Genomic DNA, 24,525 nt, shown 5'->3' with positions numbered 1-24,525 from the left:
TACCCCTCGCAGGGGCGATGAGGACGGGGGATGCGGCCCTCGTTGAGGGCGTGCATGAACCGTTGCTACCCCTCGCAGGGGCGATGAGGACCCGACGGTAAAGTCCCTGGCCACACCAGGCCCAGCTCATCGATTCGAAGCAGATTTTTCAGCGATCCGCCGGTAGCGCAGACGACCCCGGCGTGGCGCTGAAAAACACCCTTGGATCCAACCACGCCCACCATCCAACACCACCACTCCGACAGACCATTCTCCCGCCCCGTAGCCAGGGTTGGAAACCACTCCCCGCCACGACCCTCTGGGCTCAGCGCCTGTACCCGCTCAGCGGCGGAATCCTCGGTCGAGGTCACGCGGATCCTGGCTTCCAAAGTTCTCGAACCAGCTCTGCGGACGCATGTCCCCCATCGCCTGGATCCGGTTCAGCTCAGAGCCGGGATCTTCAACACCGTCGAACCTGGGATCGAACAGCAGCATCACATCGTGGTCCTCGAACAGGATGTCCAGGCAGAAATCCCACGTGTAGTCGTCCCGATGTTCGGGCAGCGCTTCGTGGTCCGCGTCCTCCCGGTCTTGGGTCATCTCCAAGTGGACCTGCGCCTCGCTCTCCAGTGCGAGGAACAGCGCGACTTCCTCGGCGCGGCATCGTGGGCGGGGCTCTCGACCTGCCGCGAGATCCCCTGCCAGGTCATCACAGGCCCTGGCCATGAGGCGACGCCACTGGACCGGCATCTGCCATGTGACCCGGGGAAGGGTGTCGAAGAACATCCATGCATCGTCCTTTCCGGTGACGGGCCGGTCTCCGTTCTTCACGTCGTCGTAAGCCTCGTCCGCCATCATGCTGAGTGCGGAGTAAAGGATGTCGGCTGTGCGCGGAGTCAGCGTCCAAGATTCGCAGTCGGGGCAGTCCACCTTGTTGCAGTCGCAGCCCCCGTCGGGCAGGGGGAAAAGCTGCGCGAAGTCAGGGAGAGTGCCCCATTGGGTCTCCCTCGTGTGGACGGGATCGGGCCCTCGACGGAGCCGGGCTCCGCTGTGGAAGGTCTCCTTGATGGTCTGGGACGACCAGTCGATGACTTCGTCTCCGTGATCCACTCGGAGCCACTTGGCGGAGGACTCCTCGGCGATCGTGCCGGCCCCGGGAACAGGGTCGAGGGGGTCGGCCAGGTGCATGACCGCACCGACGAGGTCCTCCGGATCGTGGTTGGGGCGTTCGGTTTCCGGGGCGGGTTCGAAGCCGCGGGCACGAGCGGCCCGGTGAAGCCGTTCCTTGTCGTGCACGTAGAACTCCCGCAACTGGACGACACGGACCACTGGTGCGGTCAGGTCACTGAGCCGGGCCTGGGGCATGGTGTGCTCGTCGTTCTCCTCCTCGTGATCTGCAGGGTCCCTCGCAAAAACCTCCTCCCAGGAGACGGAGGTGGTTTCCGGTGTGGGCCATACCCCTGACTGGAGGTGCTCCACGACCTTCCGGAGCGAGGCGGCCGGTGCGTCGGGAAGGTCGGCAGCGAGCGCGGTGGCTCGTGCTGTTGTCCCCGTCCCCAGGCCCTCTTCAGCGATCGTGGTGAGCAGCCTCGCGATACGTTGCGCGAGCAACGGGCTCCCACAGGTGAGAACGGCCTGGAGCTGGTCCGGGCCTCGGTCGTGGGACAGGCGAGCGAGTACGCGGTGTTTGGAGCGTGCGTGCTCGCAGAGGAAATCCTGAGGGAAATACGAAGAAGAGCTGAGTTCAGCCATAACCGACCCCTGGGGTATGCGGAGAGGGCGCGTGGACACGCCGAAGTACGGACTTCGCTGGTGGGCGCGGTACGGCCGAACCCCCGGGCGAAGGGAAGACGAAGGGGCCGCTGGTGCTGTCGGTACAGCCGACAACCCGGATCGGTCATTTCAGGGTAACCGGGCGCCCCTGCAAGCGCTACCCGGTCGTGCGAAAGCTGCACCTGTCCCGCTGGGCAGCATCTCCTGTGCTGTGGCGGCAGCTTTCTTATGTCAGGTGATGAGGCAATGCAGCCGCAGCAACGACGCTCGCGAGGTGCCATCGGATGCCGCCGATAGGTTGTGCGTGCTCCGTTCGTGCTCCGCAGTTTTGGACCGGAACGGCACGGAGTGACACTCATCAACACCAAACAGCACCATGAATCGGACAGGGCGGGACAGGATGACACTGAATAACCCTAAAGGACAGTAAAGCGCCGGACTTCTAATCCGATGGCCGCAGGTTCGAATCCTGCCGGGTGCGCCACAAAACCCCAGGTCACAGGGGGTTCACGAGGACCTCGCAAGGGGTCCTCGCCGCGTTCCGGAGCCCGTAGTGCTCCATGCGTGCTCCCCGGTACAAGGTCAGTACAGGCAGGGCACCCGCCTCCCGAACACTTTGCCGTCCCATGACCGTACGGACCCGGCCCAGGGCGTCCCTGTCCGCCCACCAACGCCCCACAGCCGCCCCGACGTCGCCGCGTGGGACAACACGCCCGGTTGCCCATCGGCCGCATACGGCCCTGCGAGGCCGCGCCCGCGCCCAATACCCGCCCTCACCTAGGCCGTCAGCTGCCCAGACACAGGGCACACCTGCCCCTGACGGTCAGTTCCCCAATCGTCGCTGCCGTCACTGTCCTGTAAGCCTTCCGAAGTTCTCACCGTTTGCGGTATTCCGAGAAGGACTGTCCGCCACATCTGGGAAGATGGGAACACCTTCGATCCCAGGAGAGCCATGTCGATCACGGAGCGTACCCGCAAGATGCTCTGGGGCCGCGCACGCAATCAATGCGCTTTCCCTGGCTGCCTGCAGTCACTCACTCTCGATGTTGCCAACGTGAGCTCAGGCGAGGTACAAGTCGTCATCGTCGGCGAAGAAGCCCACATCCGGGCGCAGAGCGCCGGAGGGCCGCGATACGACGCGACCTACCCGAAGGGCAAGATCGATAGCTACGAGAACCTCGTGCTCATGTGCTCCACCCACCACACGTTGATTGACGCAAACGGGGGAGCTGGTCATACCGTCGAGGACTTGCTCAAGTTCAAGAAAGACCATGAGCGGCAGCAGCAGAGGCGAAGTGAACTACAATCGACTCTCCGAGCGTATCTCGGGGATCGCTATGAAGCTGAGAACACAGTCCAGTTCCAGCAAGCAGATCTGCGCGGCCCGTCCGTAGACTCGATGTTCGTGGACGTGCCTGTAGGCTGCCGCCGCGATGGTTCCCCTTTGGCGGCACTAATCACGCAAATCGCAGAGTCAGCACCAGGTGATACCTCTGATATTGAAGCTGCATCGGGTTTCGTTGTGACGGGAGCAACGCAGGCGCTTCTTCACCCCGATTGGTCAGGAAATGCGATCCTGGTTGGCGGTCCAGGACAGGGTAAATCGACAGTGCTTCAGTATGTGTGCCAGTTTCATCGAGCTCGGCTCCTAAATCGAGAAACCTACACCGCCGGAAAATCTGACCCCACCGGGGAGACATCGACAGCACGCTTCCCGATCCGAGTCGACCTACGAAGGTATGCGCAGTGGGCGACCGAAAAATCATCAAGTCGACCAAACAAGAAACGACCAAAGAGAAACAACAGGAATGATGAAAAATGGCGCAGCATCGAAGAGTACATCGTCAATGACATTCGCCGACACATTGGGGCGCATGACTTCGAGGCACGAGATTTTGCAGTCCTTATGGCCACAGAGCCAGTACTGCTAGCGCTCGACGGCCTCGATGAGGTAGCAAGCCTGCAGGAACGAGCTCGTGTCACAGAAGAAATCGCGCGCGTCAACGGGCGGCTCAGCGCCGATGCAGCTAATCTCGTCATCCTCGTTGCCACACGTCCGGGTAGTTCGCTACAGCCTCTAACAGGTACAAACGCATTTCCTGTTCTTCACTTGCAACGGCTTACGCAAGGCCTTCGACTTCAATACCTCCAGCGCTGGGTGAACGTTTCCGATCTCACGAAGGATTCTGCCGAAAGGCTACAGACTGCCTTCATGGATAATCAGCACGTACCCCACATCAGCGAACTGGCCTCGTATCCGATGCAGCTTGCCATCTTGCTGCACCTACTCCATCGGAGGCAGCTCCTTCCACAACAACGCACTGAACTCTACGCTGAGTACCTAAAAACTTTCCTAGATCGCGAGCAAACCGAGGATAAGGAACCCATGCTCGCGGACCAACGCCGTGTCATCGAGGACACCCACGCATATCTCGGTTGGTATCTTCAGGCAAAAGCGGAGCAGGGACAAAGTTCTGGATCAATCACCCGAAATGAACTTCGCCAACTCCTCCGAAATCATCTCGTCGGACACATCGAAGAACTGAAACTTGCGGAGGAGTTGTACTCTGCAATCACGAGCCGGGTACTCTGCCTTGTTGAACGCGACGATGCATTTGAATTCGAGGTACAGTCGCTGCGTGAATACTTCGCAGCCCTCTACATCTTTGACAACCTCACCGCGAAAGGAGTGGGGAACTCGAGGGATGATGGTTTGAACGCGCTCCTCGAGCGCCCCTATTGGGCGAACGTTTGCCGATTCTATATCGGCATGCTGACCAAGGGTGAGATTCGCGCACTCAAGGACAACTTTCGCGCAGTTGAGAAACGAGTTTCACCTCATCCACTGGTCCGTTCGATGGCTGTCCTAGTGCTCAACGACCGTATCTACGACGGCCTTACCGGATCATCAATCCGCGACATCGTTGATATCGTTTTTGAAGGCCCCGGTGTAGTGCTCGCAGAAGATGGCGCCCTCGACGCTGCCGGAACACCATTGCGGCTGGGAGAACGCGCAGGCCGCGCCCAGGCAATCGCTCACCTGAAAACTCGCCTCGAGGGGAGCGAGTCTGCTGAGATTCGTGCAGCCACCGCTGCTAGCCTCGCTGAGCATGCCGCTCTTAACAATGACCTTGCAAGCTGGTGGTGGGAACGCTTCGAGTCAACTACGGAGTGGCTTCAGACAGCGTCGATGCTCCGTGTATTGGGTTCCCTCAACGTTGAGCAGACCTCCCAGCTGCGCTCAGCGCTCAAGGCCATCTCCCCTGAAGCGGATTGGAATGCCGCTCTTCTTCTGCACGGTGGTTACGACGGAATCGACGAAGATCTACTCAAAGCTATACACGACGACCTTAACGATGGCGCTGTTGAAGATATCGAGCTTCCAACCATCGAATCTGACCTCGCCATAGTGATCCGAAGCGCGGTTACTGCCGTACTAGGTACTCGTCGACGGATAACTCCAACCGAATCAACACCGGGGATCAGTCAATCCGCTTATAGAGCGAGTAGCGCCATCGCCACTCGAGCCCAGAAAGGGACAGCTGCACTCGCCGACGGCTCGTTTGACCCATCATCCTTCGATGACTGGAAAACTCAGTTGCTCGCGATCGCCGAAGCCTGGGGGACCGGCTGGATCCTGCAACGCGCAGTCTCAGCGATCCCAGCAAACGTCGACGTCTCAGCCCTTTCAGCGCTCTCTGGGCCTCAGGGCTCCGCGCTTGCTACCGCCACAAGCACGGAGACCGCTTTCCGCACTAACCGCAGCAATGTGACATGGTGGAAAAACCAGCTTGAGGCTGCTGACACTCCCCGGAACCACATGCTCAGCATCATCGCATTTCTCGAGACAGCACGCACAAACGTCATCGTTGAGCTTGCAAGCTCTCTGGATAAGCTCGTCATCCAACTCACCCCAAAGCGCTACCGAGTAGTTGAGCAGGCACTGCGAAAAGATGTAGCTGCGCGACGCGTCCGACCGCTCGGTCTACAGGAGGCACTCCGACTAAGGCAGGTAGACTTCTCAGGACGGACGTTGTGGCTTATACGAATCGTTGGAACAGACTCAACACGAGAGCGCATTTCTCCTCATCTTGAGTCAAAAATCCACGATCTTTTTCAGGCCGGAATTGTCGATGGCCGAGAAGCCGTTTCTGCCGCTCACACCAAACGCAAGATCAAGCTTGACGAATTCAAAGATGCCCGGCGATCCTTGCCGCCAGGAGGCTGGGCAAACAGTTCAACACTTTCCACTATGACAATTACCATTGCTGGAAAAGTACTTGAAGAGCCAGAGAAATGGCCAGCCGATCTTGTCCAAATAGCCATTGACAGAATTTCCACCCAAAAGTCCTCAAAGAAGAAACCACTGGCCGATGTCGCATCCGCAAACCACTGGTTCCAGGATGAGGCGTAGTGACATCGATACCACTCAACGCCCCATCGAACCTTTGATCCGATCGGTTGATGGCCTCAGGAGTACAGCCCAGACAGCCGAAGTGATTCAACCGACCTGCTATCAGGGACTGCGTCGCCCCGCTGGCATTCGAAACTTCACGCAGTCCGCTACCCGCCGATCGGTACCGGCCGATCCACCCGAACCTCTTACGCCCTCGGGTTTCATACGCCACAATCAGATGGTATGAACAAGGCACGGTGGATCTGGGCCGGGATCGCAACCATCGCGATCCCCGCAGCCTTGGTGGCAGGACTGTGGTTCGGAGGCGGCCCCACCACACGCGACGGGTGGGAAGCTGCCGCTTGGGCTGCGAGCATCACCGCAACCCTGTGGCTGGTGGCCACCGCGATCACCTGGGCCGCACCCTCCAAGACGTCCTCCCCGCCACCCGCATCACCAGGCCAGGGTGAAAGCAGTGTGGCCAACACCGTGAACGGAGACGTCTCCGGAGAAAGCACCGTCATCCAGGGACGCGACGTACACGTGGACAAGCCCACCTACGGCGGCAACCACAACGACTTCCGCGGCGGCACGTTCCACGGGCCGTTCGTCAACGAACAACACAAACACCGCTCTACATCCGACGAGAACCCGGACTCGGACCGATGAGCGCTTCCTACGAGGGCAATCACAACGACTACCGAGGCAGCGACTTCCACGGGCCGTTCGTCAACGAGCAGCACCTCCACCTGCCCCGCCATGAAGTCGACTGGCCGATCCGTGTCGGAGCCATCCCCGAGGAAGCCGCCCACTACCAACACCGCGCCGTCACCGGTCAGCTCGACCAGGCCCTGAGTAGCTTCGGCACCGCGGCTCTACGCCAGGTCCTGTCTGGCACCGGAGGGGTCGGCAAGACCCAGCTCGCCGCTCACCACGCCCGTACACTGCGCGAGGCCACCGCCTCCGAACACCGTATCGACCTCCTAGTGTGGGCCAGCGCCGCCACCCGTGACCAGATTACCTACGCCTACGCCCAGGCCGCCCGGCACCTCTTCGCCGCCGTGCCCGACGAGCTCGAGGACGCCGCACAGTTGTTCCTGGTCTGGCTCCAGGACCCCGCCAAGCACCAGGGTCGGCGCTGGCTCATCGTCTGGGACGACCTGGCCGACCCAAGCACGGTGCACGACCTGTGGCCCCCGCACGACCACCCCCATGGCCGGATGTTGGTCACCACCCGCCGACGCGACCACACCCTCACCACGCAGGGCCGCCACCTGATCGACGTGGACGTCTACACCCAAGACGAAGCCCGCGCCTTCTTCACCCACGGCCTCACCTCGGCCGAGATCCCTCACACATGTGAGGAGTTGGACACCCTCGCGCACGACCTTGGGCACCTCCCCCTCGCCCTGGGACAAGCCGTCACCTACATGGCCGAGCTCGGCATGGGCTGCGAGGACTATCTCCAGGTATTCCACGACCGCATGAACACCCTGGACCAAGTGTTCCCCGATTGGACACACCCCACCCCGCTCGCCGCCACCTGGGACCTGTCCCTAAACCGGGCCGACACCTTCCACCCCCAAGGCATCGCCCGCCCCATGATGGGGCTGATCTCGCTCTTGGACGGAGCCGGGATTCCTGAAGTGATACTCACCTCTCCACCGATCCTGGAATATCTGGCCGCCCAGCGCGCTGAAAAAATGGGCGATGTGACACCCCCGAACGTGTTCACCTCACATCAGATCCGGTCCGCTCTGGCCGGCCTGCACCGTTGGAACCTGATCATTCGCACCGTCCCACCCCACGGTGGCGCTCTCCTGGGAGCCCATCAATTGGTCCAGCGCGCCACTCGGGAACACGCCGCCACACGTCCCACACGGGACAGTGTGCGCTCACTGGCGGACGCACTTCTTCAGGTGTGGCCCGATGTCGAGCGCGACATCGCCCTAGCCGAACAGCTGCGCAACAACACCGCTGTCCTATGCGGTCACCAGGAGGTGGAGGGACACCGCAGCGACGGCTGGCTTTGGGAACCCGATGGACATACGGTCCTGTTCCGTGCGGGCACCAGTCTCGGAGAGGCCGGTCGTGTAAGCGAAGCCGTAGCGTACTGGCAGCACATGGTCGAGGCCTCCCACAAACATCTGGGCCTCCACCACTCCGACTCACTCGCTGCGAGGAGTAATCTAGCTACCTGGCGTGGCCGGGCCGGGGACGTGACAGGGGCAGTCACCGCTTTTGAGGAGCTTCTCGTTGATACTCAGCGTGTCCTGGGACCTGACCACCGTCGCACCCTGATAAACCGTCATAACCTCGCGCGTTGGCGAGGCGAGGCAGGGGACCCGGTCGGTGCCGCTGCCGCCTTTGAAGAGTTGCTCAATGATCGACTGCGGATTCTGGGCCCCGACGATCCTCATACCCTCGCTACCCGCAACGACCTCGCTCGTTGGCGCGGTGAGGCCGGAGATCCTGCCGAAGCGGCCACCGCCTATCAAGAACTCCTCACCGACCAACTCCGCGTCCTAGGGCCTGACCACCCGTACACCTTCACCACACGCAGCGACCTGGCCCATATGCGGGGGCAGGCCGGAGACCCGGTCGGAGCGGCCACCGCCTATCAAGAACTCCTCACCGACCAACTCCGCGTCCTAGGACCCGACCACCCGTCCACCCTCACAGCACGCAATAACCTCGCTGGCTGGTGGGGCCGAGCAGGGGACGCAGCCAAGGCCGCTGCTGGTTACCAGGAACTCCTCACCGACCAGCTCCGTGTCCTAGGATCCGACCATCCATCCACCCTAAACACACGCAGCAACCTCGCCAGGTGTACCTATGAATCTGGTAATCGAAACGAGGCCAACGTGCTTCTCCGAGTGCTCACCCTTGACCAGGAGCGGGTTCTCGGTGCGGACCATCCGGATACACGCATTAGTAAGCGCGTGCTGGCGCAATGGACCGACGAAGCAGTCCAAAAATAAATTTGATTTCGTTCCAGCGGACCTTTGATCCGATTGGCGCCCGGCTCCGCCAACCGCGAAGCCCCAGGCCGGGCGGGGTGAACCCGCCATAGGCCCGGGGCCCGGGGTGTCCAGATGCTCCTGGTGTGCTCCCCCGTCCCGCTACCCGACCGAGACCGGGGTGCCGCGCAGCAGCGCGGCGGTCGCCTCCGCGGCGGCCTTGGCCACGTCGGGATACACCGATTGGTAGGTGTCCTGGGTGAAGTGCGTGGTCGCGTGGCCGAGCTCGGTGGAGACCACCTTCACGTCCGTGCCCGCCGCCAGGGCGAGCGAGGCGGCACCGTGGCGGAGCCCGTGCAGCGTGATGGGCGGTAGTCCGGCGGCTTTGGCGATGCGGCAGAACCAGTCACTGACCTGCCCCGGGTGCCACCCCGACCCGTCCTGGCGGGTGAACACCAGCCCCGTACCGGCCCAGGCGGATCCTGCTGCGAGGCGTTGTTCGTTCTGGTACCTCTTCCACCCGCGCAGGATCTTGATGGTGTCGGCGTCCAGGGTGATGGTGCGCTGTCCCGCCGCGCTCTTGGGGGTGGAGGTGATCGTCTCCCAGGCCAGTTGCACGACTTGGACGCGGATGTCGATCTGGCCGTCCACCAGCCTCGTGTTCGCCCACGGCAACCCCACCGCCTCACCGCGGCGCAGCCCCTTGACGGCGATGAGGTGGAACATGGGGAACAGCCAGGTGTATCTCTTCGCATGGGTCAGGAAGGTGCGGGTCTGCTCGGGGGTCCAGACCATCACCTCGCCGGGTACGGTCCCGTCCTTCTCCCACTGGCGCACCCGGTCCGCCGTCCACACCAGGGGCCGTTTCCTCGGGCAAGACGGCAGGCGCACGTGCGAGGCGATGTTCACCGACACCGGTAGGTCCGGCGAGCGGACCGCGTCCGACAGGGCGCTGCGCAGCGTGGCCCTAATCCGGTGCTTGGTCGACAGCGAGATCACCCGCCGCCCCCGCACCGAAGCCCGTACCTTCGGGTCCTCGGATTCGCGGCCCTCCAGGATGTGCACGTTGGCCTCCTCCACCGCCGCGAACATCGCCTCCACATGACGCGCCTGCAAGCGGTCCACCCGGACCTTCCCCACGTGTGGGGTGAGGTATTTGCGGATGTGCCCGTCGTAGGAAGCGCGGGTGCCTTCCGCGAGGTCGGGCTTGCCGTCCAACCACTGGCGCAACCACACCCCCACCAGCGGCGGCTCCCGCCGGACATCGACTCCCCCACCGATCCTCTTGCGCACCTCCTCCACCTCCGGCAGAGGCCGGCGACCCTTGAGCGCGGCCTGAATCAGGTCCGCGACATGGATTTCAAGGTCCGGCTCGCCCTCGGCCAGGGCCAACAGCGCTTTCACGTGGTCGAGCTGGCGCCGGGCCTCCTCCTGAGTACCCAGGCCACCCCTTCGGGCTTGGCGACGCTTGCCCTCACCGGTTCGGGGCAGTTCGAGCTGGAACCACCAGTTCCCGTGCCTGGGGTTCCACGCCCCGTCCTCCCGCCGCAACCTCGGGCACCTCACCCCCAACGCCCGGCCGCTGTTCTCCTCCCGGCACCCGCACCGCTTGAACACCGACCCCTCGTACGCGCCCATACAGTCGCTCACCCCTCTTCCGTGGTGTTCGTACGCGCACCGCACCCGCACCCGCACCCGCCGGTGGTGGTGACGGAGGTGGTGAGAGTCTCCAAGCCGAGGTAGGACAACACCCCGGCGGTCGGAACCACCCACGCCTTCCCCACCCTCCGGACGGGAACCGGGAAGGTTCCCTCGCGGAGGAGCCGGTAGACGGTAGTCCGCCCCAACCCGAGCAACCGCCCCGCCTGAACCGGGCCCAGGACCACCGGCAGCGAGGCGATCTCGGCCAGCCTCACCGGAGCATCCCGCTTCACCGCACCCACCTCCTCACCACCTATGAACTGCACGAACACGCCGCGCGGCCCCGCGTCGTGCGGGGCACTGTGCATCCACGCTCGACCTCGCCGAGCAATGCAAGCGGATTGGCCAGAACACCCACCGGACCCACACTCCACCCGGCGGGCACACTCGAAAACGGGCACCATGTCCGATTCTGCGGACACGGCCCACAGCGGCCGTGTCCGCTCCGAAACCACGGCACCGCCCCCACGGGGTCAGCGCCGGGGTCCGGGCCGTGTGGGTGCGTTGAACGCCCCACAGCCGCCCCGCACCGATTGCGGGCGCGAGCCCGCAATCGACCCCGTCCCCAGCAGGGGGCTGCCCCTGGACGCCCCCGGCGAAGCCGTGCCGGGCACCCCCGGAGGCGGGCTCGGCTTCTCTCTTTCTCTTCATGTCCCTTCAGGAGGACGTCCCGCCCCGTCGATGCGACACCGAACGAGAAGCAGTCCAGCGACACGCTCCCGTCCGCCAGGAGCAGCACCCCAGCGTGCAGACCAGGTGGAGGCCAGCGCACCGCCTCGGCGTATGCATCAGCCTCCTCGACCTGCCAGGTCGGCCACCGCCCCGAACCGGTCGCTTTGAAGCGGGAGTGTTCTTCCAAGAGACCGAGGACGGGGCGCGGAGCGACGAAGGCAACAGGAGGGAAGGGCGACCCGCACGGCGTAGCGCCGTCGAGGACACCGGCAAAGACCCGCCGTCCTGTCGGGGTGCCCGCCGCCCTACGTGAAGTCGACTACCCACTGGGTAGGAGTCTGGACCCGTGAGACACACTCAAATACGCTGTGAGCTGCAAGAATGCGCGAGATCCGGGCGGTTGTGCCCCTGGGGGCACCGGCGTGGCCACACGCGTAGGCAGGGGCGTAGTCACAGGCGTAGTCACACGCACGGCCACCGGCGTAGTCACAGGAACCCCCTCTTCAAGCGGGGATGTCACCACGCCCGAGCACCCGACGCACCACCCCTCTTGGCACCACGCCGGACCGTCGATCTCCCTACGCTCGCCATCTTCCGCTCCCGGACCGCGTCAGCGAGGAGTCCTCGCACAGCCCGCCCCGATCCGCCAGGAGGATCACCCCGGCGCGCGGACCAGGTGACGGCCAGCGCATCGCCTCGGGTGTGTGCATCAACCACCTCGACCTGGCAGTCACCGCTCCGGACCGGCAGTTTTCCAGCGTTTTCGAGAATGTGTTTTCGAGAGACCAAGTCCAGGGAATGCAGAGGGCCGGAGAAAACAGCACAAGGGGAGGCGACCCGCATGGAAGTGCGCCGCCGAGGGGCGCGGGCCGAGGCCCGTCGCCCTCGGGGCCGCCCCGCCCCACGTGAAGAGGAACTGCCCACTTGGGTATGTGTCTGGATTGCGAAAGGCCCACCCGAAGCGGCTTCGAACTGCACTGATAACGCGCACAGGGTGGGCCGTTCTAATAGGCCCACCCATGGGCCCGGTCACAGGCCCCCCGAAGGGCCCAGTCACAGGCCCAGTCACAGGCCCACCCCGCAAAAGCCACAAAACCGACACCCCGAGAAGCCCAACCACCGCACCGACTTCCCGGAAAGCAACCAGGAATGCTTTCCTCGCAGCCATTGATCGACGAATACGAGAGGGCACTCGAGGGGGCAAAGAAAAGCACTGAGGGCGCCCCCTCCCGCAGGAGAAGACACCCCAGTCCGTTCAGGGCGTTCTCAGCCCCGCAGCGCCAGGTAGGCGCGGATGCGGTCGGTCAGCTCCGCGAACTCCTCCTCCACCGGCTCAGGCTCGACACCCGAAGGTGTGGCCGGGTAGTCCTCCGGTTCGTCCGGGCGGGGATGAGGAACGGACCCGAGGTCGAGGTAGGGGCGCACCAGGGCCCCGGCGATCTGGGCGGGGTCGGCGTCCACCCGGTCCTCGAACTCGAACTCGAACGGGGCGGAGCGGTCGCGGTAGGCCTGCTCCCAGCGGGCCGAGGCGGCGGACACTCCGCTCTCCCAAACGTGCTCTTCGGGGAAACCGAGGTGGTCGGCGAGCAGGTCGTCCTTCCTGGAGGCGGTGACGGACGGGGGTGTTGCGGGCAATGCGCGCGGGCCCCGGCGGGGCAACCGGGGCGGGCGGGGGTCGAAGAGTACGGCCAGGGCGGTGGCCAGCAGCGCGGCGGTCAGCGCCCACACACGCCCGGCCATGCTGTCGCAGGGCCGCCTGTGGCGACCGGTAGTAGGGTGTTCCACGGTCTCCTCCTGGTTGGATCAGGTGGTGATCGCGCCCCGGCCCGGTGTTCACGCACCGGCCGGGGCACCTGTCTTCTGTTGGTCGTTCAGCGTGTTCATGCAGGTCAGGTGAGTGTCATTGGCCCCGGCGGCGTCTACCGCCAGAGACTGCGCTTCCCACCCGAGTCCCCCGCGCACACGGCTTCCCCCACCCGCTGGGTACGTGCTTCCTACGGCGGGCTGGTCGATGGTCGCTCTGCCTCGCGAGGTCCTTCAAGCCCGTTGGGGGATGGGGCCCTACCGGTCGTGGTCGCGGATGTGTCCTGATCGGGCGAAGGCCGCCCGCACCGTCAAAGCCTCGCCCGGATCTCCCACGAAGTCCCAGTACAGGGCCATGGACTCCACCAATGCCAACCCGTAACCGCCCTCAGCGGCAAAGCCCTCTCCTGTCGCTGTTTCCGGGTGGTGGATCACCTCCGGCAGGGCTGGGGCCTGTGTCCCGGGTCGAGGCCCGTCGTCGGTCACCTTCAGCAGGAACAGCGCGGGACGGCGTTCGATCTCGATGCGCACCCGGCCTCCCGGCAGTCCTGAGCCGGTGTGCGCCAGCGCGTTCGCGTGGAGTTCGGCCAGGGCCGCGACCAGGGGCCGGGATGCGCACGGTGTGCTGCGCAGGGCCTGGGTCGCCCAGCGCCGGGCCGGGCTCAGGTGGGAGGGGTGGTGCCCGCACAGCAGACCCGAGGCGTTCGGGTCGTCCAGGCGCAGACGCCGAGGCGGGGGCAACGCTTGTTGGTCGGGGTGTGGGGGCGGTAGGGCCGCCATCAGTCCGCCTCCCAGGATCGTGAATCGGGGCAGGAGCAGAGGGTGGTGTTCCCGCGCTCGACCCCCTGCCACAGGTCGAGGGCACTCGGGCCGTACCCCTTCATGCCGACCCGCTGATGCGCCCGGCGCGTTCCCTGACCAGCCGGTTGACGCACTCCGCCGGGTCGGTGACGGGAACCCGCACCCGGGGCGTGGTGAGGCCGAGGAAGGTGTACTGGTCGTCCTGGACCCGCACGGCGGCCTGACCCAGGTACGGGTTACAGCACAGCGTGGGGGTCAACTCGCCCTGGTAAACGGTGACGGCGAGCCTGCTGCCCAACTGCCGGGAGGCCAGGGCGTTCTGGAGATCCCGCAGATAGATGACGCGTTCGTCTTCAAGTTCCATGACGCCAGCGTGGCCCGAACAGGGCCTCTTACCTCAGTACGTGCGCCATTCTCGTAACTTCCTGACAGCATACGGGAGCTGCGCGTAATATCACGCGTATGAGCGAACCCCCCTTCCATGAAGTGCTCACCACCTACCGCGAGCTTGCGGGGCTGACCCAGCAACAGGTGGCTGGCCACCTGGGGTGCTCGGCAGCGTCGGTGTCCCGGTGGGTGTGCGGGCACGCGCTGCCGTTCCGGGAGACCGCCGAGCAACTGGACCGGCTCCTAGACGCCGAGGGCAAGATCATCTCCGCGTGGCGGATGGGAAAGTCCGGCAAGTCCACCCCCGAGTGGGCCCGCCCGCTCATGAACATCGAGACCCGGGCGCGGCACGTCCAGGCCGCCTCCCCCGCCCTGGTACCCGGCTACCTGCAAAGCCCTCTGTACGCGGGGGCGGTGTTCCGGGCCTGGCACCCAGCGGCCTCGGATGCGGAGATCGCGCGTCTGGCGCAGATCCGCACCCAGCGGCTGGGCCAGTTGCCCGAGCTGCGCATCACCGCGGTCTTCCCCGTGTACGGGATCACCGGCTTCGACGACTCCGCGCGCACCGAGCAGGCGCGCCACCTGGTCGAGCTGGTCGAACAGGGGCGGGTCCGCGTCCACCTGGTCCCGGAGGGGTCGATCCTGTTGAGCGTCACCTCACCGGTGCTGGTGTTCCGTCTGGATTCGGGGGAGATGGTTATTTCCAGCGATCACATGGACGGTAACGTCATCTACGACGCCGACCGCAATGACCGGCTCGCCGCACTGGTCACGGGGGCCATGGCCGACGCGCTTCCCGCCCGGCTCTCCCTCCAAGCCTTGAAGGAACTCGCATGAACACCGACTGGCACAAGAGCACCTACAGCAACACCGGGGGCAACTGCGTGGAGGTCCGCGAGCTGGCCACCGGCGCCCTGGTGCGCGACACCCAGAACCGGGACGCGGGCCACCTGGAATTCCCCGCCAACCAGTGGGCCGGCCTACTGGCCGGAGTCCGTGCCGACCAGCCCTGAGCGGAAGCGACCGACCTACCTGGGCCGACACCGCACAGGCTGAGGCCAAGCGCAAGCGCGCACACCGACCAAAAGAAAGCGGCCCCGGAAACCTCTGCAGAGCGTCTCCGGGGCTTTCGTGTGCGGCTTGGTAGGCCGCTGACCGGGCTCGTGCCTGAGGCGATCGCAAACACTACGAGTCCACGCGTGACGGAAGGTGATCCCGACACACGCCGCAGACTCAACCAACCCCGGTATGAGACACCCGTGGCTTCCGCCTTCAGATCAGCATGTGACGGTCTCTGAATCTCCCCCTGGTCAATTTCACCCCTCGTTGGGATACCCCAGCTCGCCCAGGTAGGAAATCCTGCTGCGCACCCCGGCTGCAAAGTGCGCCCAGTTAAGCTGTTCCACCGGCTCAGATGGAGTCGGAGAATCTTTTGAGGATGTAATGTAGCAGACCGAATCATACAGAGACTCGTCAATGAGCCTCTGACAGAAAATACCGAATCTATCCTGATAGGAGGTATCATCCCAGATGGATTCAGGCGGAAGAGCCGCCCCCTTGGCGATTCTCACTGGACCCTGGGAACCTTTGGCATCTTCCATGATGAAAAAATACCCCAACCATGGCTTCTCACCTGGATACAGCTTCGCCAGGGCCGCGTGTCGAAGGTCCACAGCGCTACCCAGGGCCTCTTCAACACGGTTATTGTAGTTGTTGCCGAACGAGGGCCCACTCAGCCCTTTGAGCTCAAAAGCCGCCACGAGAGTATTGCGCATACTGACGACCACATCCCATTGTTTCTGTGGACGAAAGTACCCAGGAAGCTCCAATCCTTGCTTCTTCTCAACTCGAATAGAATCTTTGGGGTAACCGGCTTCGATAAAGAACTTTGCTATCAGCCCCGCGACGCTATCGAAGTGTTTACCGGCTCGTACGGAACTGGCGGTTCCAGCACCGACGGCGTCTTTGATCTTGGAGAGATCGTTCTGTGTGCTTTTCACACCCCAGTACTGGGCGATGGCATCCTCGAAGTCCTGACGAGTAACCGCCAACCTGTCCTCCTAGTCGGGAAGATGATCCAGACCGTAGGCGTCCAGCGCCGCTCGTGTTGCTGCGTCCACGTCACGGTTCCTGAAGGCCTCGGCCAGTTGCAGCCGGACCTTATCGCTCAGGCCGGACGGTTGGGGAACCCGGATCTTGCGCAAGTACTGGGCTTGGAACCTAAGGGTGCCACCACGCATCTTGACCGCGTAGGCCTGAACGAAGGCCTGCGCGATCTTGGAGATCAACAGCCCTCCCAAAACCTCCAGGTCCCAGACATCGGAGACGATGTAATAGAGGTTGTGGTGAGGGTAGACGCCCTCCTTGTCGAGGACCGGATGGATAGTGGTCTTCATGTCCGGGAGCAACAGCTTCGGTTTGCCCACCAGGGCATGATCGACCTTGTCGATGGTCTTGTACCAGCGCTCGGGCTGTTGGACCGCGACGTAGCGTTTGCGGAGTAGGTGGGCGTTTTGTGCGAGATAAGTCCGCAAGCGCGGGAACCGGTCCAGGTCAACCAGTTCACCGTTACGGGTCCAGGGGTTGACCAGGTAGTACCCCTGCCATTGGTAGGTGCCGGTCTTGGTGTCCCGGACCATGGCCAACGGCAGGAGCCGGTCTTCCTCCACCAGGGTGGCATCGGTGGTGATGAAGACCTTGTCCGCGCCGGTGGCCACCCCGATGCCCACCCGTGTGCCGACCGTACGGTCTTCTAGGACACTGAACCGGTCGTTGAGGTCTTCCAGCATGGCCAGACGCGCTGGTGAAGCTGTAGGCCAGAGTTCGTCTCCGGAGAACCAGTGCGGCAGCCGAGCTGCTTGGTAGGTCGATTTCTCGATGACCTGGCTCTTGGGTTCCAGGCTCCAGTCGTAGAGCTCCCGCGCCTCAGCCTGGGAGAAGCCCTTCCTGGTATCAGCCGCCACCGCGCTGCCCTGCTGTTGCTTGCTGATGATGGTGATGGCGGGGTAAGCGGAGACCTGTTCTTCGAAGGCATCCACGTCATGCATGGTCAGTACGAAGTCAACGCTGAAGCCGGAGGTCACGAGCTCGCGAAGACGTGCCCCGTACTGGTTGTGCATCCATCGGTCTGCACAGATGAATCCCAGCCGCCCCTGTTCCCGGAGGGTGCGCAAGGCTGCCTCGTAGAAGCCGACGTAGATGTCAGCTCGGCCGCCCATGGTGGGGCATGCTGCCCGGTATCGCGCCATGCGCTCGCGGGGGACGTCTTCGAGGCGGATGTAGGGCGGGTTGCCGACGACGAAATCCACAGCCTGGCCGCGGTGATGCATAAGGAGGTAGTCGCCTTGGGTGACCCAGGCTTGAACAGCACTCTCAACCGTTGGTTCGTCCCACCCTTGAGCCTGCACCTGGGACCGGACCAAGTTTCGGCTGGCCTTGACGTTCGCTTCGAGAAGGTCGAAGGCTCGTAGCGCTTGCCTGGCTTCGCCCAGGTCGCGATTGTGGAGCTTGCAGGATGCGCTGAGCCGTTGCACGATCGGGCCGAGAAACGCCCCGCTTCCGCACGCGGGCTCCACGATCGTGAACGTGGCGAGGTCACGCTCTGGGGTGTAACCCACCAGGTCCAGGATGAGCTCAACGACCCATCCCCGGGTGAAGACCTCCCCATGGGTGATGGCTTCACGCATCGAGGAAGGAAGTCGTTCGGCGGCATCTCGCAGGTCAACGGTAGTCACGAGCTGAGCCTATAGCGTTACGCTCCCCGCCCGTTCCGGCGGAAACCATGGCTTCGACGTACCTCGGTTCAAGGGAGGTAAGGGAGACGAGACCAGCACACGCCATAGCCTCCACTAACCTCGACACGAGACAGATCGAGGCGCAGCCCTGCCATCACAAGTGTGAGCCCGTGAACCACGCCCCTGTCCCTCTTTCAGGGAACAAACGTAGCGATAAGGTCAGTGGCAGCGCTCGGCCACGATCGGTTGGGGAAGAGAGTGACCAACGATCGGCCAGATAGTGCACCAATCAATCTGCGTCAAAGGTTCCGGCATAGGACCCGTCTACGACGAATATGAGCTAGATCAGGTGTTTGCAGATCTGAGTAAAGGTGGTACGAGCTGATGGCCGAGACTGACTGGCGGAAGGTTGTGGATGGACTCCTCCTGCGGTCTGCTGAACCGACACAGGAACAGCGTGATATTGCAAGTGCTTTGGTAATTTCCTTGGATCCGGGAACTCCCGAACTAGTTGCTTCTGCCCTACTCCGCACCCACCTTGCAAAGCCGCTTGGCTTGACTGGAACCCCCCTGATTGGAGACTCGGAGTACGCATATCTCAAACGTGTAGCTGCCGAGACTGATATGCGAATCCCAGCGGAAATCGGCACTCGAGAGCTCCTGGATGCATGGATACAAGTAGCGTGGGCAAAGCGATCCGTTTCCCACCTTGAACGCCTGCGCCCTGCAGCGGGTGATGTGGTGGTCGTCGCCGAAAGATGGAGAACTGAGAGGGTTCGATATGGTGAAATCAGCTCGATCAGTGTCGATGGTCGGTTGAATTTTCGCGGTGGCTATGGAAGAGGTGCGCGCCCACATTGTGTCGAGCGCATCGTGAGAACGGGAGAAAGTGATTACGCTGATCTAGCGCGCAAGGCACGCGAGGAAGCGGTGTCTCACAATCCCCACCCGGAACGCGTCACTAATAGTGACCTGGCCCTGCTTGCCCCTTGGAAGGTCACACGTCAGCCTTCTTTGGCCGATCGAGAAGCATTTCGAGAGGCGCTTGTAGGCGCCACTGAGGAACGACCAATGCAGGTCGCATTAGAGAAGCATCCATCACTTTTGACAAACGCAATAATGGGCGGGAGCCATGGGGTATGGGTCCGCCCCCAGGTGCAGTTCGGGAATCGCTATATGGCTGACTTCCTTATCGCCATCCTCAACTCAGCGGGCCTTCACTGGATTCTCGTTGAGCTGGAGAGTCCAACTCATAGGCTCACAAATTCTGGAAATGGTCGAGCTTCACCTGCCCTTCGGCATGCTGTCGATCAGATCGAAGACTGGCGCGAGTGGATTAAACCCAATCTCTTGTCCGCTCGCGCTCCTCGCGAAAACGGCGGCCTGGGACTTCCGGGCATCACTGAAGACGCGAGAGGACTTATTCTTATAGGAAGAGAAAGTGCTTCAGATGATGCCAAAGAATTTCGGAATCTGCGTTCCAGTCGCGACAGGATCGAAGTCCGAACTTACGATTCACTCCTTCGGGTTGCAGAAGGGGAAGCACCGATGATCCTGGGATACTCCGACGATTAGAAAAAGCCCTAACAGGAGCGACTAGCAAGGCAGGGCTCTTTCAAGTTTCCGAGATGTCGGGTTTGTGATCGATCCCGAAGAACAAGAGCGCGTACTCGGGTAGATCCCGGATCGCGCGGGGAGCGCGGCGCACGGTGATGGACCGCGTCATCTCCTCCTACACCCCGACCGTGCGGGCCCTGCGCCATGCCCGCGAACAAGCCGCCCGCCACGAGCACAGAGCAGACGCCCAGGAGAAGGCACCGGTAGTGGCGATGCCCACCACTGTTTCGTGCCGGGTGTGATGGAGGCTCTGGTGTGTCCTGCGGCATTCGGGCTCGTCCACCTCCAGGCCGAACCGGTGGTCAACGTGATCGGTGAGCGCACCACCGCCCACCAACGGTTCGAGACCCCGCTGGCCTCCGACATGGCTGGCCTTCACCCGCCCGGTGCCCCAACACCACCTCCAACAAGCAGACCCGGGGCCACCGGCACCGCCCGGACCGCACGCACCGGGTGGGACACCCACCCGAACCCGAGCCTGCGATGGTCACCGTCTTCACCCGCTCGTACGAGCGTTCTTCCAAGTAGAGTTAAGGCGCAACCCGGATCCGCTGTGCCCTGTGCGACAGGAAGTATTCCGGTAGGTCGAGGAGGCATCAATGGCACGCTCATCGTTCGTCAGTTTCCATTACCAGCGCGATCACTGGCGGGTCCAGCAGATCCTGAATATGGGTGCCCTGGAGCGGCAGGTAGAACTGCCCGCACAGAAGTGGGAAGAGGTTAAGAGGCAGGGTGACGCTGCGGTCCAGGCGTGGATCGATGAGCAGATGAAGTACAAGCAATCGGTGATCGTCTTGATCGGCAACCAGACAGCGTCGCGAAAGTTTGTGAGATACGAGATCGCTCGTGCATGGTCGATCAAAAAGCCGATGCTGGGCATCCGAATCCATGGCCTGAAGGACTCCCAACAGGACACCGACCGGCCTGGCGCCAATCCCTTCGAGTCATTCGGCTTCTCTGACAGCGCCAGGACATACGCCGACTTTATTCCTGTGTACGATCCGGCTGACTACACCGGGCGGTTCGCACCTACGAGCTCAGACATCTACGCAGCAATCCAGCGGAACATCTCCACCTGGGCTTCGAACGGGTACAAAAAACCATGACGATCTCAGCACAAGACCAGGGCTGTCCTTTCTGCGCGATCGCGCAACAGCGCGCTCCGGCCCGGGAAGTGCTGCGCACTGAAGACGTTGTGGCGTTCCTGCCCGACGTTCCTGCTGTGCTTGGTCATACTTTGCTCATACCTCGTCAGCACGCGCGTGACATCTGGGACGTCGACGTCCGATTGGGGCAAGCGCTCACGAACGCAACTCGGCAGGTCGTAGCAGCGGTCTCAGCTGCCACCGGCACCCGTGAGCTCAACATCATCCAGTCCAACGGCGCCGCCGCAGGGCAGTCAGTGTTCCACCTGCACGTCCATGTCGTGCCCCGACGTCACGGCGACCGTATGCCCCACCTCTGGCCGCCCGATGCCAATTGGTCACCTGGAGCCCTCGACGTGATCGCCGGTGAATTGCGCTCAGCGTTCCCCGGGACCGAAGACAGCTGAAAGGCGTTCTGCAGAGACACTCAGCGCAGGACAGGTGATCGATCAACGGCCAGAATTCACCACGGGTTCTTCGACATAAGCACGATCCTGGGTTTTTGGTGCGCCTTCATCACTGTTCGGTTCCGCAGTAAGTGCCAGCGTTAACCACACCATGACACTCACTAGGATGATCACACCGTAGAACAACAGCAGACTGATCGATAGCCCTACTTTCCATGACTGACGAGCCGCGTACTCGGCTGGTTTGATCTCAAAGTCCGCCACTCTCTTCGCCGCGACGTCATCGAACATCTTGCGGAACGCACGCTCCTGCCGAAGAAAGTAGGTGTCTAGCACCCAGAACGACAACGCTGGCAAGACCGCCACCAACGCCAGCAGCGGCTCGCCTCTAGATACCGCGAATCCCAGTAATGCAGAGGATACCGTTAGAGCCCACCCCTTCATCACGAAGGAGTTGTTCGCCAGACGGTTGATCACTGCTTGAACGAAGTCCATGTGTTTGTGGTGATCAGAACGGTCCACCTCACGGCTCTCGCCGCCTTGCGCCGCACTCATAGCTTCACCAAGTCCTCGAGCCGCCCTTGACCGTTCACAAACGAGGCCAATGATTCACCCTGTCGCCGAGAGTGGCTAAGCACATAAGGTCGGATCTGATCGTCCGCATTCACCTTCTCGATGACCCTGTACAAACCCAGGTACTCCTCACCATCGAACGCGCTCAAGCCATCGCCATCGACCGGGAGGATTGAAACACGCGAACCATCTCGAATACCGTCAAAGTAGCCCAACTCCCATGGCATCCACCGAGATTTCCGGGCAGCACGCGAAGTGGCGTAGATAAGCGACCTTGACTGCTGCATTCGCTGACGAAGCCTGGCTGCAGTGGCCGAGGAGACGCGGGACCGGTCCAACTCCGGGTCATCGACCCAGTCGACGTAAACACGCAATCCCTGATCGCTGAGCAGGCCACGCAGCCCAAGAATCACCTGCGCATCCTGGAAGCTGTGGCTGAGAAACACGTCAAACGGTCCCACCGCAGACTTCGCCGACTCGCGCAGCCGCTCACGCGCACCCTCCGCGGTCAGCCCACCTGCTCTCGCCCGCAACTCCCGCATCGTGTAATAGTTCGCCACAACGGCTCCCTCCTGCCACAAGCAATTCAAGCACCTACCACTGTCACTGCGGAAGACATCAGGCTAAATGCGAAGATGACCTGATCAAACGCGATGGCCGATAGAGGACACGTGCCCGGCTCGGATGGGGTGACCCGAGAAAGCCGAAAGCCGGCCGAGGTCCTCACGAGGTGTCATCGGATGTCGCCGTCAGCCTGTACGTGCTCCGTTCGTGCTCCGCAGTTTTGGACCGGGGCGACACCACATGGCACCACGTGGCACAGGACGGCATCCGGATTCGGATGGTGTGGGACGCAACGGCACGAAGTGATACCCTTCTAATCCGATGGCCGCAGGTTCGAATCCTGCCGGGTACGCCCTAAAACCCCAGTTCACAGCCTCGCTGGACTGGGGCCGGGGCGTGCTGTCCTGCCGGTGGGTCCAGGGTGGGACCGAGGTGGGACCAGCACCAGACCCCGCCGACCACCCCTCCCCCGCACCTGACGACGCACTTTTCCGGCATCCTGAAGCACCAACCACGCTGTTCGCTCGGCCGCCTCGCGGGCCACCTCCGGCAGCACACTGGCATAGGTGTCCGCCGTGAGCACGATGCTCGCGTGCCCCAGCATCGCCTGCACCACTTTCAGCTCCACCCCCGCCGCCAACGCCAACGTCGCAGCCCCGTGCCGCAGATCGTGGAACCGCACCGGCGGCAACCCGCTCGCGGTGTTCAGCTCGCGGAACAGGCGCGACAACCGTTCCGGGGCCATCGGGCCGCCCCGCACCGCGGTGAACACGTACCCGCGAGGGTTCCACTGCGGGCCGTGTTCGGCGGCCTCGGTCTGCTGGCGGTGCCGGTGGCGGCGCAGTACCCCCAGCGTGGTGTGGTCCAACATCAACGTGCGGCGGCTCGCAGCGCTCTTGGGCTCCGACTCCACCATCCCCTCTCCCGGGTGGGTCTGGAGCTGGCGGGCCACCCCCACCGTGCCGTGGGCCAGGTCGATATCCTCCCAGCGCAACCCCACCACCTCGCCCCGGCGTAGCCCGGTCATCACCACCAGGTGGAACAGCGCGTACAACGCGTGGTCGGAGACGAAGTCCAGGAACTGGCGGGTCTGCTCCACCGTCCACACCGCCACCGCCGGCCGCTCCACGCCCTGCTCCCACCGGGCCACGGCCTGGTCGGTCCACACCACCGGACGGGCACTCTCACCGTTGTCCAACCGCAGGCCCTTGGCCGGGTTGGAGGCCAGCAGCCGTTCTCGGACCGCGGTGTTCAACGCCGCCCGCAGCGTGGCCCGCACCCGTTGTACCGTCGCCGCGGACAAGAGTTTGCCACGGGGTGTGGTGTGGCGGGAGATCCGCTCGAAAGCCTGCCGCGCCAGGGCGGGGGTCAGCTCCTCCAGCGGCACCCCGCCCAGATACGGGTTGAGGTAGCGGTCGATGTGCTCCTGGTAACCGACCCGGGTGCGTGCCCGCAACCGGGTCCGACCGTCCAACCACTGCTGGAGCCACCCGCCCACCGTCCACACCGCCCCCCGCGGCTCCCGACTCATCCCCGCGGGTTCTCCTCAACGCCGCACGCGCGGCCTCACGCGAGGCGAACCCGCCCCGACGCACCCGACACCGGCCGCCCAGGCCCTGGTCCGCCTCGAGCGAGAAGTACCAGCTTCCATGCCCGCGCGAGTGCAACCGCGGACACCCGCTCCCGACCCACTTCGAGGTACCGCCCATCCTGCACCCGCACCGCTTGAACACCGAACCAGACCCGGACATCACCAGCCCAATCTCACACCCAAGAGACCGGAAAAGGCGAGCGATGGGAGACAGAGCAAGGGAAGATGACATAGAACGAAACAGTGGATGTCTGTGATATTGCCAGTCCGGCAACCAGACCGGTGCGCTCTGTCCGTATGTGGACAGGTGAGAAAGTTTCAGCTTCACGCCCAGGTATTGATGCTGGTTATCGGAGATAACTATGAAAGAGAGCATCAGCGAGATGATCCCGTGCTGCAGCTCACATGACCGCGCTTGTTGG

General features: G+C 63.2%; 20 protein-coding genes and 1 CRISPR repeat array (1 of these 21 only partly in view). Of the genes, 9 read left to right on the top strand and 11 right to left on the bottom strand.

Annotated elements, in window-relative coordinates; all coding sequences use genetic code 11:
* A CRISPR array of direct repeats spans positions 1–91; the repeat unit is 30 nt; unit sequence GTTGCTACCCCTCGCAGGGGCGATGAGGAC; it reaches 461 nt to the left of the window's first position.
* Positions 92–321: 230 nt separating this feature from the next.
* The gene (locus PWG71_RS08345) at positions 322–1,731 is read right to left on the bottom strand and encodes a hypothetical protein (protein WP_274808981.1); all 1,410 of its coding nucleotides are present in this window, start codon (positions 1,729–1,731) and stop codon (positions 322–324) included.
* A gap of 973 nt (positions 1,732–2,704) precedes the next feature.
* On the opposite strand from PWG71_RS08345, the gene PWG71_RS08340 reads away from it, so the two are divergent.
* The 3 genes from PWG71_RS08340 to PWG71_RS08330 all read left to right on the top strand — a co-directional run bounded on the left by PWG71_RS08340 (position 2,705) and on the right by PWG71_RS08330 (position 9,129).
* Positions 2,705–6,166: an HNH endonuclease gene (locus PWG71_RS08340; protein WP_274808980.1), complete on the top strand. Its 3,462-nt coding sequence runs from the start codon at positions 2,705–2,707 to the stop codon at positions 6,164–6,166.
* Between the two features lie 225 nt (positions 6,167–6,391).
* Complete coding sequence (locus tag PWG71_RS08335) at positions 6,392–6,817, top strand: hypothetical protein (RefSeq protein ID WP_274808979.1); 426 nt, start codon at positions 6,392–6,394, stop codon at positions 6,815–6,817.
* Complete coding sequence (locus PWG71_RS08330; protein ID WP_274808978.1) at positions 6,814–9,129, top strand: tetratricopeptide repeat protein; 2,316 nt, start codon at positions 6,814–6,816, stop codon at positions 9,127–9,129. Before PWG71_RS08335 ends, PWG71_RS08330 begins: the two co-directional genes overlap by 4 nt.
* A 141-nt stretch (positions 9,130–9,270) precedes the next feature.
* Here PWG71_RS08330 and PWG71_RS08325 read toward each other — a convergent pair whose 3' ends face one another.
* The 5 genes from PWG71_RS08325 to PWG71_RS08305 all read right to left on the bottom strand — a co-directional run bounded on the left by PWG71_RS08325 (position 9,271) and on the right by PWG71_RS08305 (position 14,449).
* Positions 9,271–10,746 carry a tyrosine-type recombinase/integrase gene (locus PWG71_RS08325; protein ID WP_274809100.1) on the bottom strand — a complete coding sequence of 492 codons (1,476 nt, stop codon included), beginning with the start codon at positions 10,744–10,746 and terminating at the stop codon, positions 9,271–9,273.
* 8 nt (positions 10,747–10,754) lie between these two features.
* Positions 10,755–11,081: a helix-turn-helix transcriptional regulator gene (locus tag PWG71_RS08320; protein ID WP_274808977.1), complete on the bottom strand. Its 327-nt coding sequence runs from the start codon at positions 11,079–11,081 to the stop codon at positions 10,755–10,757.
* Positions 11,082–12,747: 1,666 nt separating this feature from the next.
* A complete protein-coding gene (locus tag PWG71_RS08315) occupies positions 12,748–13,266 on the bottom strand; it encodes a hypothetical protein (RefSeq protein WP_274808976.1) in 519 nt (172 codons plus the stop codon).
* Between the two features lie 276 nt (positions 13,267–13,542).
* Positions 13,543–14,025 carry an ATP-binding protein gene (locus PWG71_RS08310; RefSeq protein WP_274808975.1) on the bottom strand — a complete coding sequence of 161 codons (483 nt, stop codon included), beginning with the start codon at positions 14,023–14,025 and terminating at the stop codon, positions 13,543–13,545.
* Positions 14,026–14,164: 139 nt separating this feature from the next.
* Positions 14,165–14,449, bottom strand: coding sequence for a hypothetical protein (locus tag PWG71_RS08305; RefSeq protein WP_274808974.1), 285 nt, complete (start codon positions 14,447–14,449; stop codon positions 14,165–14,167).
* Positions 14,450–14,547: 98 nt separating this feature from the next.
* On the opposite strand from PWG71_RS08305, the gene PWG71_RS08300 reads away from it, so the two are divergent.
* A complete protein-coding gene (locus PWG71_RS08300) occupies positions 14,548–15,309 on the top strand; it encodes a helix-turn-helix domain-containing protein (RefSeq protein ID WP_274808973.1) in 762 nt (253 codons plus the stop codon).
* Complete coding sequence (locus PWG71_RS08295; protein WP_274808972.1) at positions 15,306–15,485, top strand: DUF397 domain-containing protein; 180 nt, start codon at positions 15,306–15,308, stop codon at positions 15,483–15,485. The genes PWG71_RS08300 and PWG71_RS08295 overlap by 4 nt, the downstream gene beginning before the upstream one ends.
* Before the next feature lie 303 nt (positions 15,486–15,788).
* Here PWG71_RS08295 and PWG71_RS08290 read toward each other — a convergent pair whose 3' ends face one another.
* Together PWG71_RS08290 and PWG71_RS08285 are read right to left on the bottom strand one after the other, a co-directional pair.
* Positions 15,789–16,523 (bottom strand): PaeR7I family type II restriction endonuclease, encoded by a 735-nt coding sequence (locus PWG71_RS08290; protein ID WP_274808971.1) that lies wholly within the window; start codon positions 16,521–16,523, stop codon positions 15,789–15,791.
* 9 nt (positions 16,524–16,532) lie between these two features.
* Positions 16,533–18,206 carry an Eco57I restriction-modification methylase domain-containing protein gene (locus PWG71_RS08285; protein ID WP_274808970.1) on the bottom strand — a complete coding sequence of 558 codons (1,674 nt, stop codon included), beginning with the start codon at positions 18,204–18,206 and terminating at the stop codon, positions 16,533–16,535.
* A gap of 384 nt (positions 18,207–18,590) precedes the next feature.
* On the opposite strand from PWG71_RS08285, the gene PWG71_RS08280 reads away from it, so the two are divergent.
* The 4 genes from PWG71_RS08280 (at position 18,591) to PWG71_RS08265 (ending at position 21,375) form a co-directional block, all read left to right on the top strand.
* Entirely contained in the window at positions 18,591–19,781 is a 1,191-nt protein-coding gene (locus PWG71_RS08280; protein WP_274808969.1) for a Shedu anti-phage system protein SduA domain-containing protein, read from the top strand.
* A 137-nt stretch (positions 19,782–19,918) separates the two neighbouring features.
* Complete coding sequence (locus tag PWG71_RS08275) at positions 19,919–20,065, top strand: hypothetical protein (RefSeq protein WP_274808968.1); 147 nt, start codon at positions 19,919–19,921, stop codon at positions 20,063–20,065.
* Positions 20,066–20,422: 357 nt separating this feature from the next.
* On the top strand, positions 20,423–20,929 hold the full coding sequence (locus PWG71_RS08270) for a TIR domain-containing protein (RefSeq protein WP_274808967.1): 507 nt from the start codon (positions 20,423–20,425) through the stop codon (positions 20,927–20,929).
* Entirely contained in the window at positions 20,926–21,375 is a 450-nt protein-coding gene (locus PWG71_RS08265; protein ID WP_274808966.1) for an HIT family protein, read from the top strand. Before PWG71_RS08270 ends, PWG71_RS08265 begins: the two co-directional genes overlap by 4 nt.
* 42 nt (positions 21,376–21,417) lie before the next feature.
* Here the strand turns inward: PWG71_RS08265 and PWG71_RS08260 are convergent, their stop codons facing one another.
* The 3 genes from PWG71_RS08260 to PWG71_RS08250 all read right to left on the bottom strand — a co-directional run bounded on the left by PWG71_RS08260 (position 21,418) and on the right by PWG71_RS08250 (position 24,043).
* Complete coding sequence (locus PWG71_RS08260; protein ID WP_274808965.1) at positions 21,418–21,930, bottom strand: hypothetical protein; 513 nt, start codon at positions 21,928–21,930, stop codon at positions 21,418–21,420.
* A complete protein-coding gene (locus tag PWG71_RS08255; protein WP_274808964.1) occupies positions 21,927–22,508 on the bottom strand; it encodes a toll/interleukin-1 receptor domain-containing protein in 582 nt (193 codons plus the stop codon). The genes PWG71_RS08260 and PWG71_RS08255 overlap by 4 nt, the downstream gene beginning before the upstream one ends.
* A gap of 371 nt (positions 22,509–22,879) precedes the next feature.
* Positions 22,880–24,043, bottom strand: a complete 1,164-nt coding sequence (locus PWG71_RS08250) for a tyrosine-type recombinase/integrase (protein ID WP_274808963.1) — start codon at positions 24,041–24,043, stop codon at positions 22,880–22,882.
* Between the last annotated feature and the right edge of the window lie 482 nt (positions 24,044–24,525).

This window comes from Nocardiopsis sp. N85 (assembly GCF_028882275.1).
Taxonomy (GTDB): domain Bacteria; phylum Actinomycetota; class Actinomycetes; order Streptosporangiales; family Streptosporangiaceae; genus Nocardiopsis; species Nocardiopsis lambiniae.
The sequence above is the reverse complement of the archived record's forward strand: the minus strand, read 5'-3'. Positions and strand labels throughout refer to the sequence as shown.

Bases quoted from the DNA above. Each gene is read 5' to 3' on its own strand.
- PWG71_RS08345 (WP_274808981.1), bottom strand. From the start codon at position 1,731: ATGGCTGAACTCAGCTCTTCTTCGTATTTCCCTCAGGATTTCCTCTGC.
- PWG71_RS08340 (WP_274808980.1), top strand. From the start codon at position 2,705: ATGTCGATCACGGAGCGTACCCGCAAGATGCTCTGGGGCCGCGCACGC.
- PWG71_RS08335 (WP_274808979.1), top strand. From the start codon at position 6,392: ATGAACAAGGCACGGTGGATCTGGGCCGGGATCGCAACCATCGCGATC.
- PWG71_RS08330 (WP_274808978.1), top strand. From the start codon at position 6,814: ATGAGCGCTTCCTACGAGGGCAATCACAACGACTACCGAGGCAGCGAC.
- PWG71_RS08325 (WP_274809100.1), bottom strand. From the start codon at position 10,746: ATGGGCGCGTACGAGGGGTCGGTGTTCAAGCGGTGCGGGTGCCGGGAG.
- PWG71_RS08305 (WP_274808974.1), bottom strand. From the start codon at position 14,449: ATGGAACTTGAAGACGAACGCGTCATCTATCTGCGGGATCTCCAGAAC.
- PWG71_RS08300 (WP_274808973.1), top strand. From the start codon at position 14,548: ATGAGCGAACCCCCCTTCCATGAAGTGCTCACCACCTACCGCGAGCTT.
- PWG71_RS08295 (WP_274808972.1), top strand. From the start codon at position 15,306: ATGAACACCGACTGGCACAAGAGCACCTACAGCAACACCGGGGGCAAC.
- PWG71_RS08280 (WP_274808969.1), top strand. From the start codon at position 18,591: ATGGCCGAGACTGACTGGCGGAAGGTTGTGGATGGACTCCTCCTGCGG.
- PWG71_RS08275 (WP_274808968.1), top strand. From the start codon at position 19,919: ATGGACCGCGTCATCTCCTCCTACACCCCGACCGTGCGGGCCCTGCGC.
- PWG71_RS08270 (WP_274808967.1), top strand. From the start codon at position 20,423: ATGGCACGCTCATCGTTCGTCAGTTTCCATTACCAGCGCGATCACTGG.
- PWG71_RS08265 (WP_274808966.1), top strand. From the start codon at position 20,926: ATGACGATCTCAGCACAAGACCAGGGCTGTCCTTTCTGCGCGATCGCG.
- PWG71_RS08260 (WP_274808965.1), bottom strand. From the start codon at position 21,930: ATGAGTGCGGCGCAAGGCGGCGAGAGCCGTGAGGTGGACCGTTCTGAT.
- PWG71_RS08250 (WP_274808963.1), bottom strand. From the start codon at position 24,043: ATGAGTCGGGAGCCGCGGGGGGCGGTGTGGACGGTGGGCGGGTGGCTC.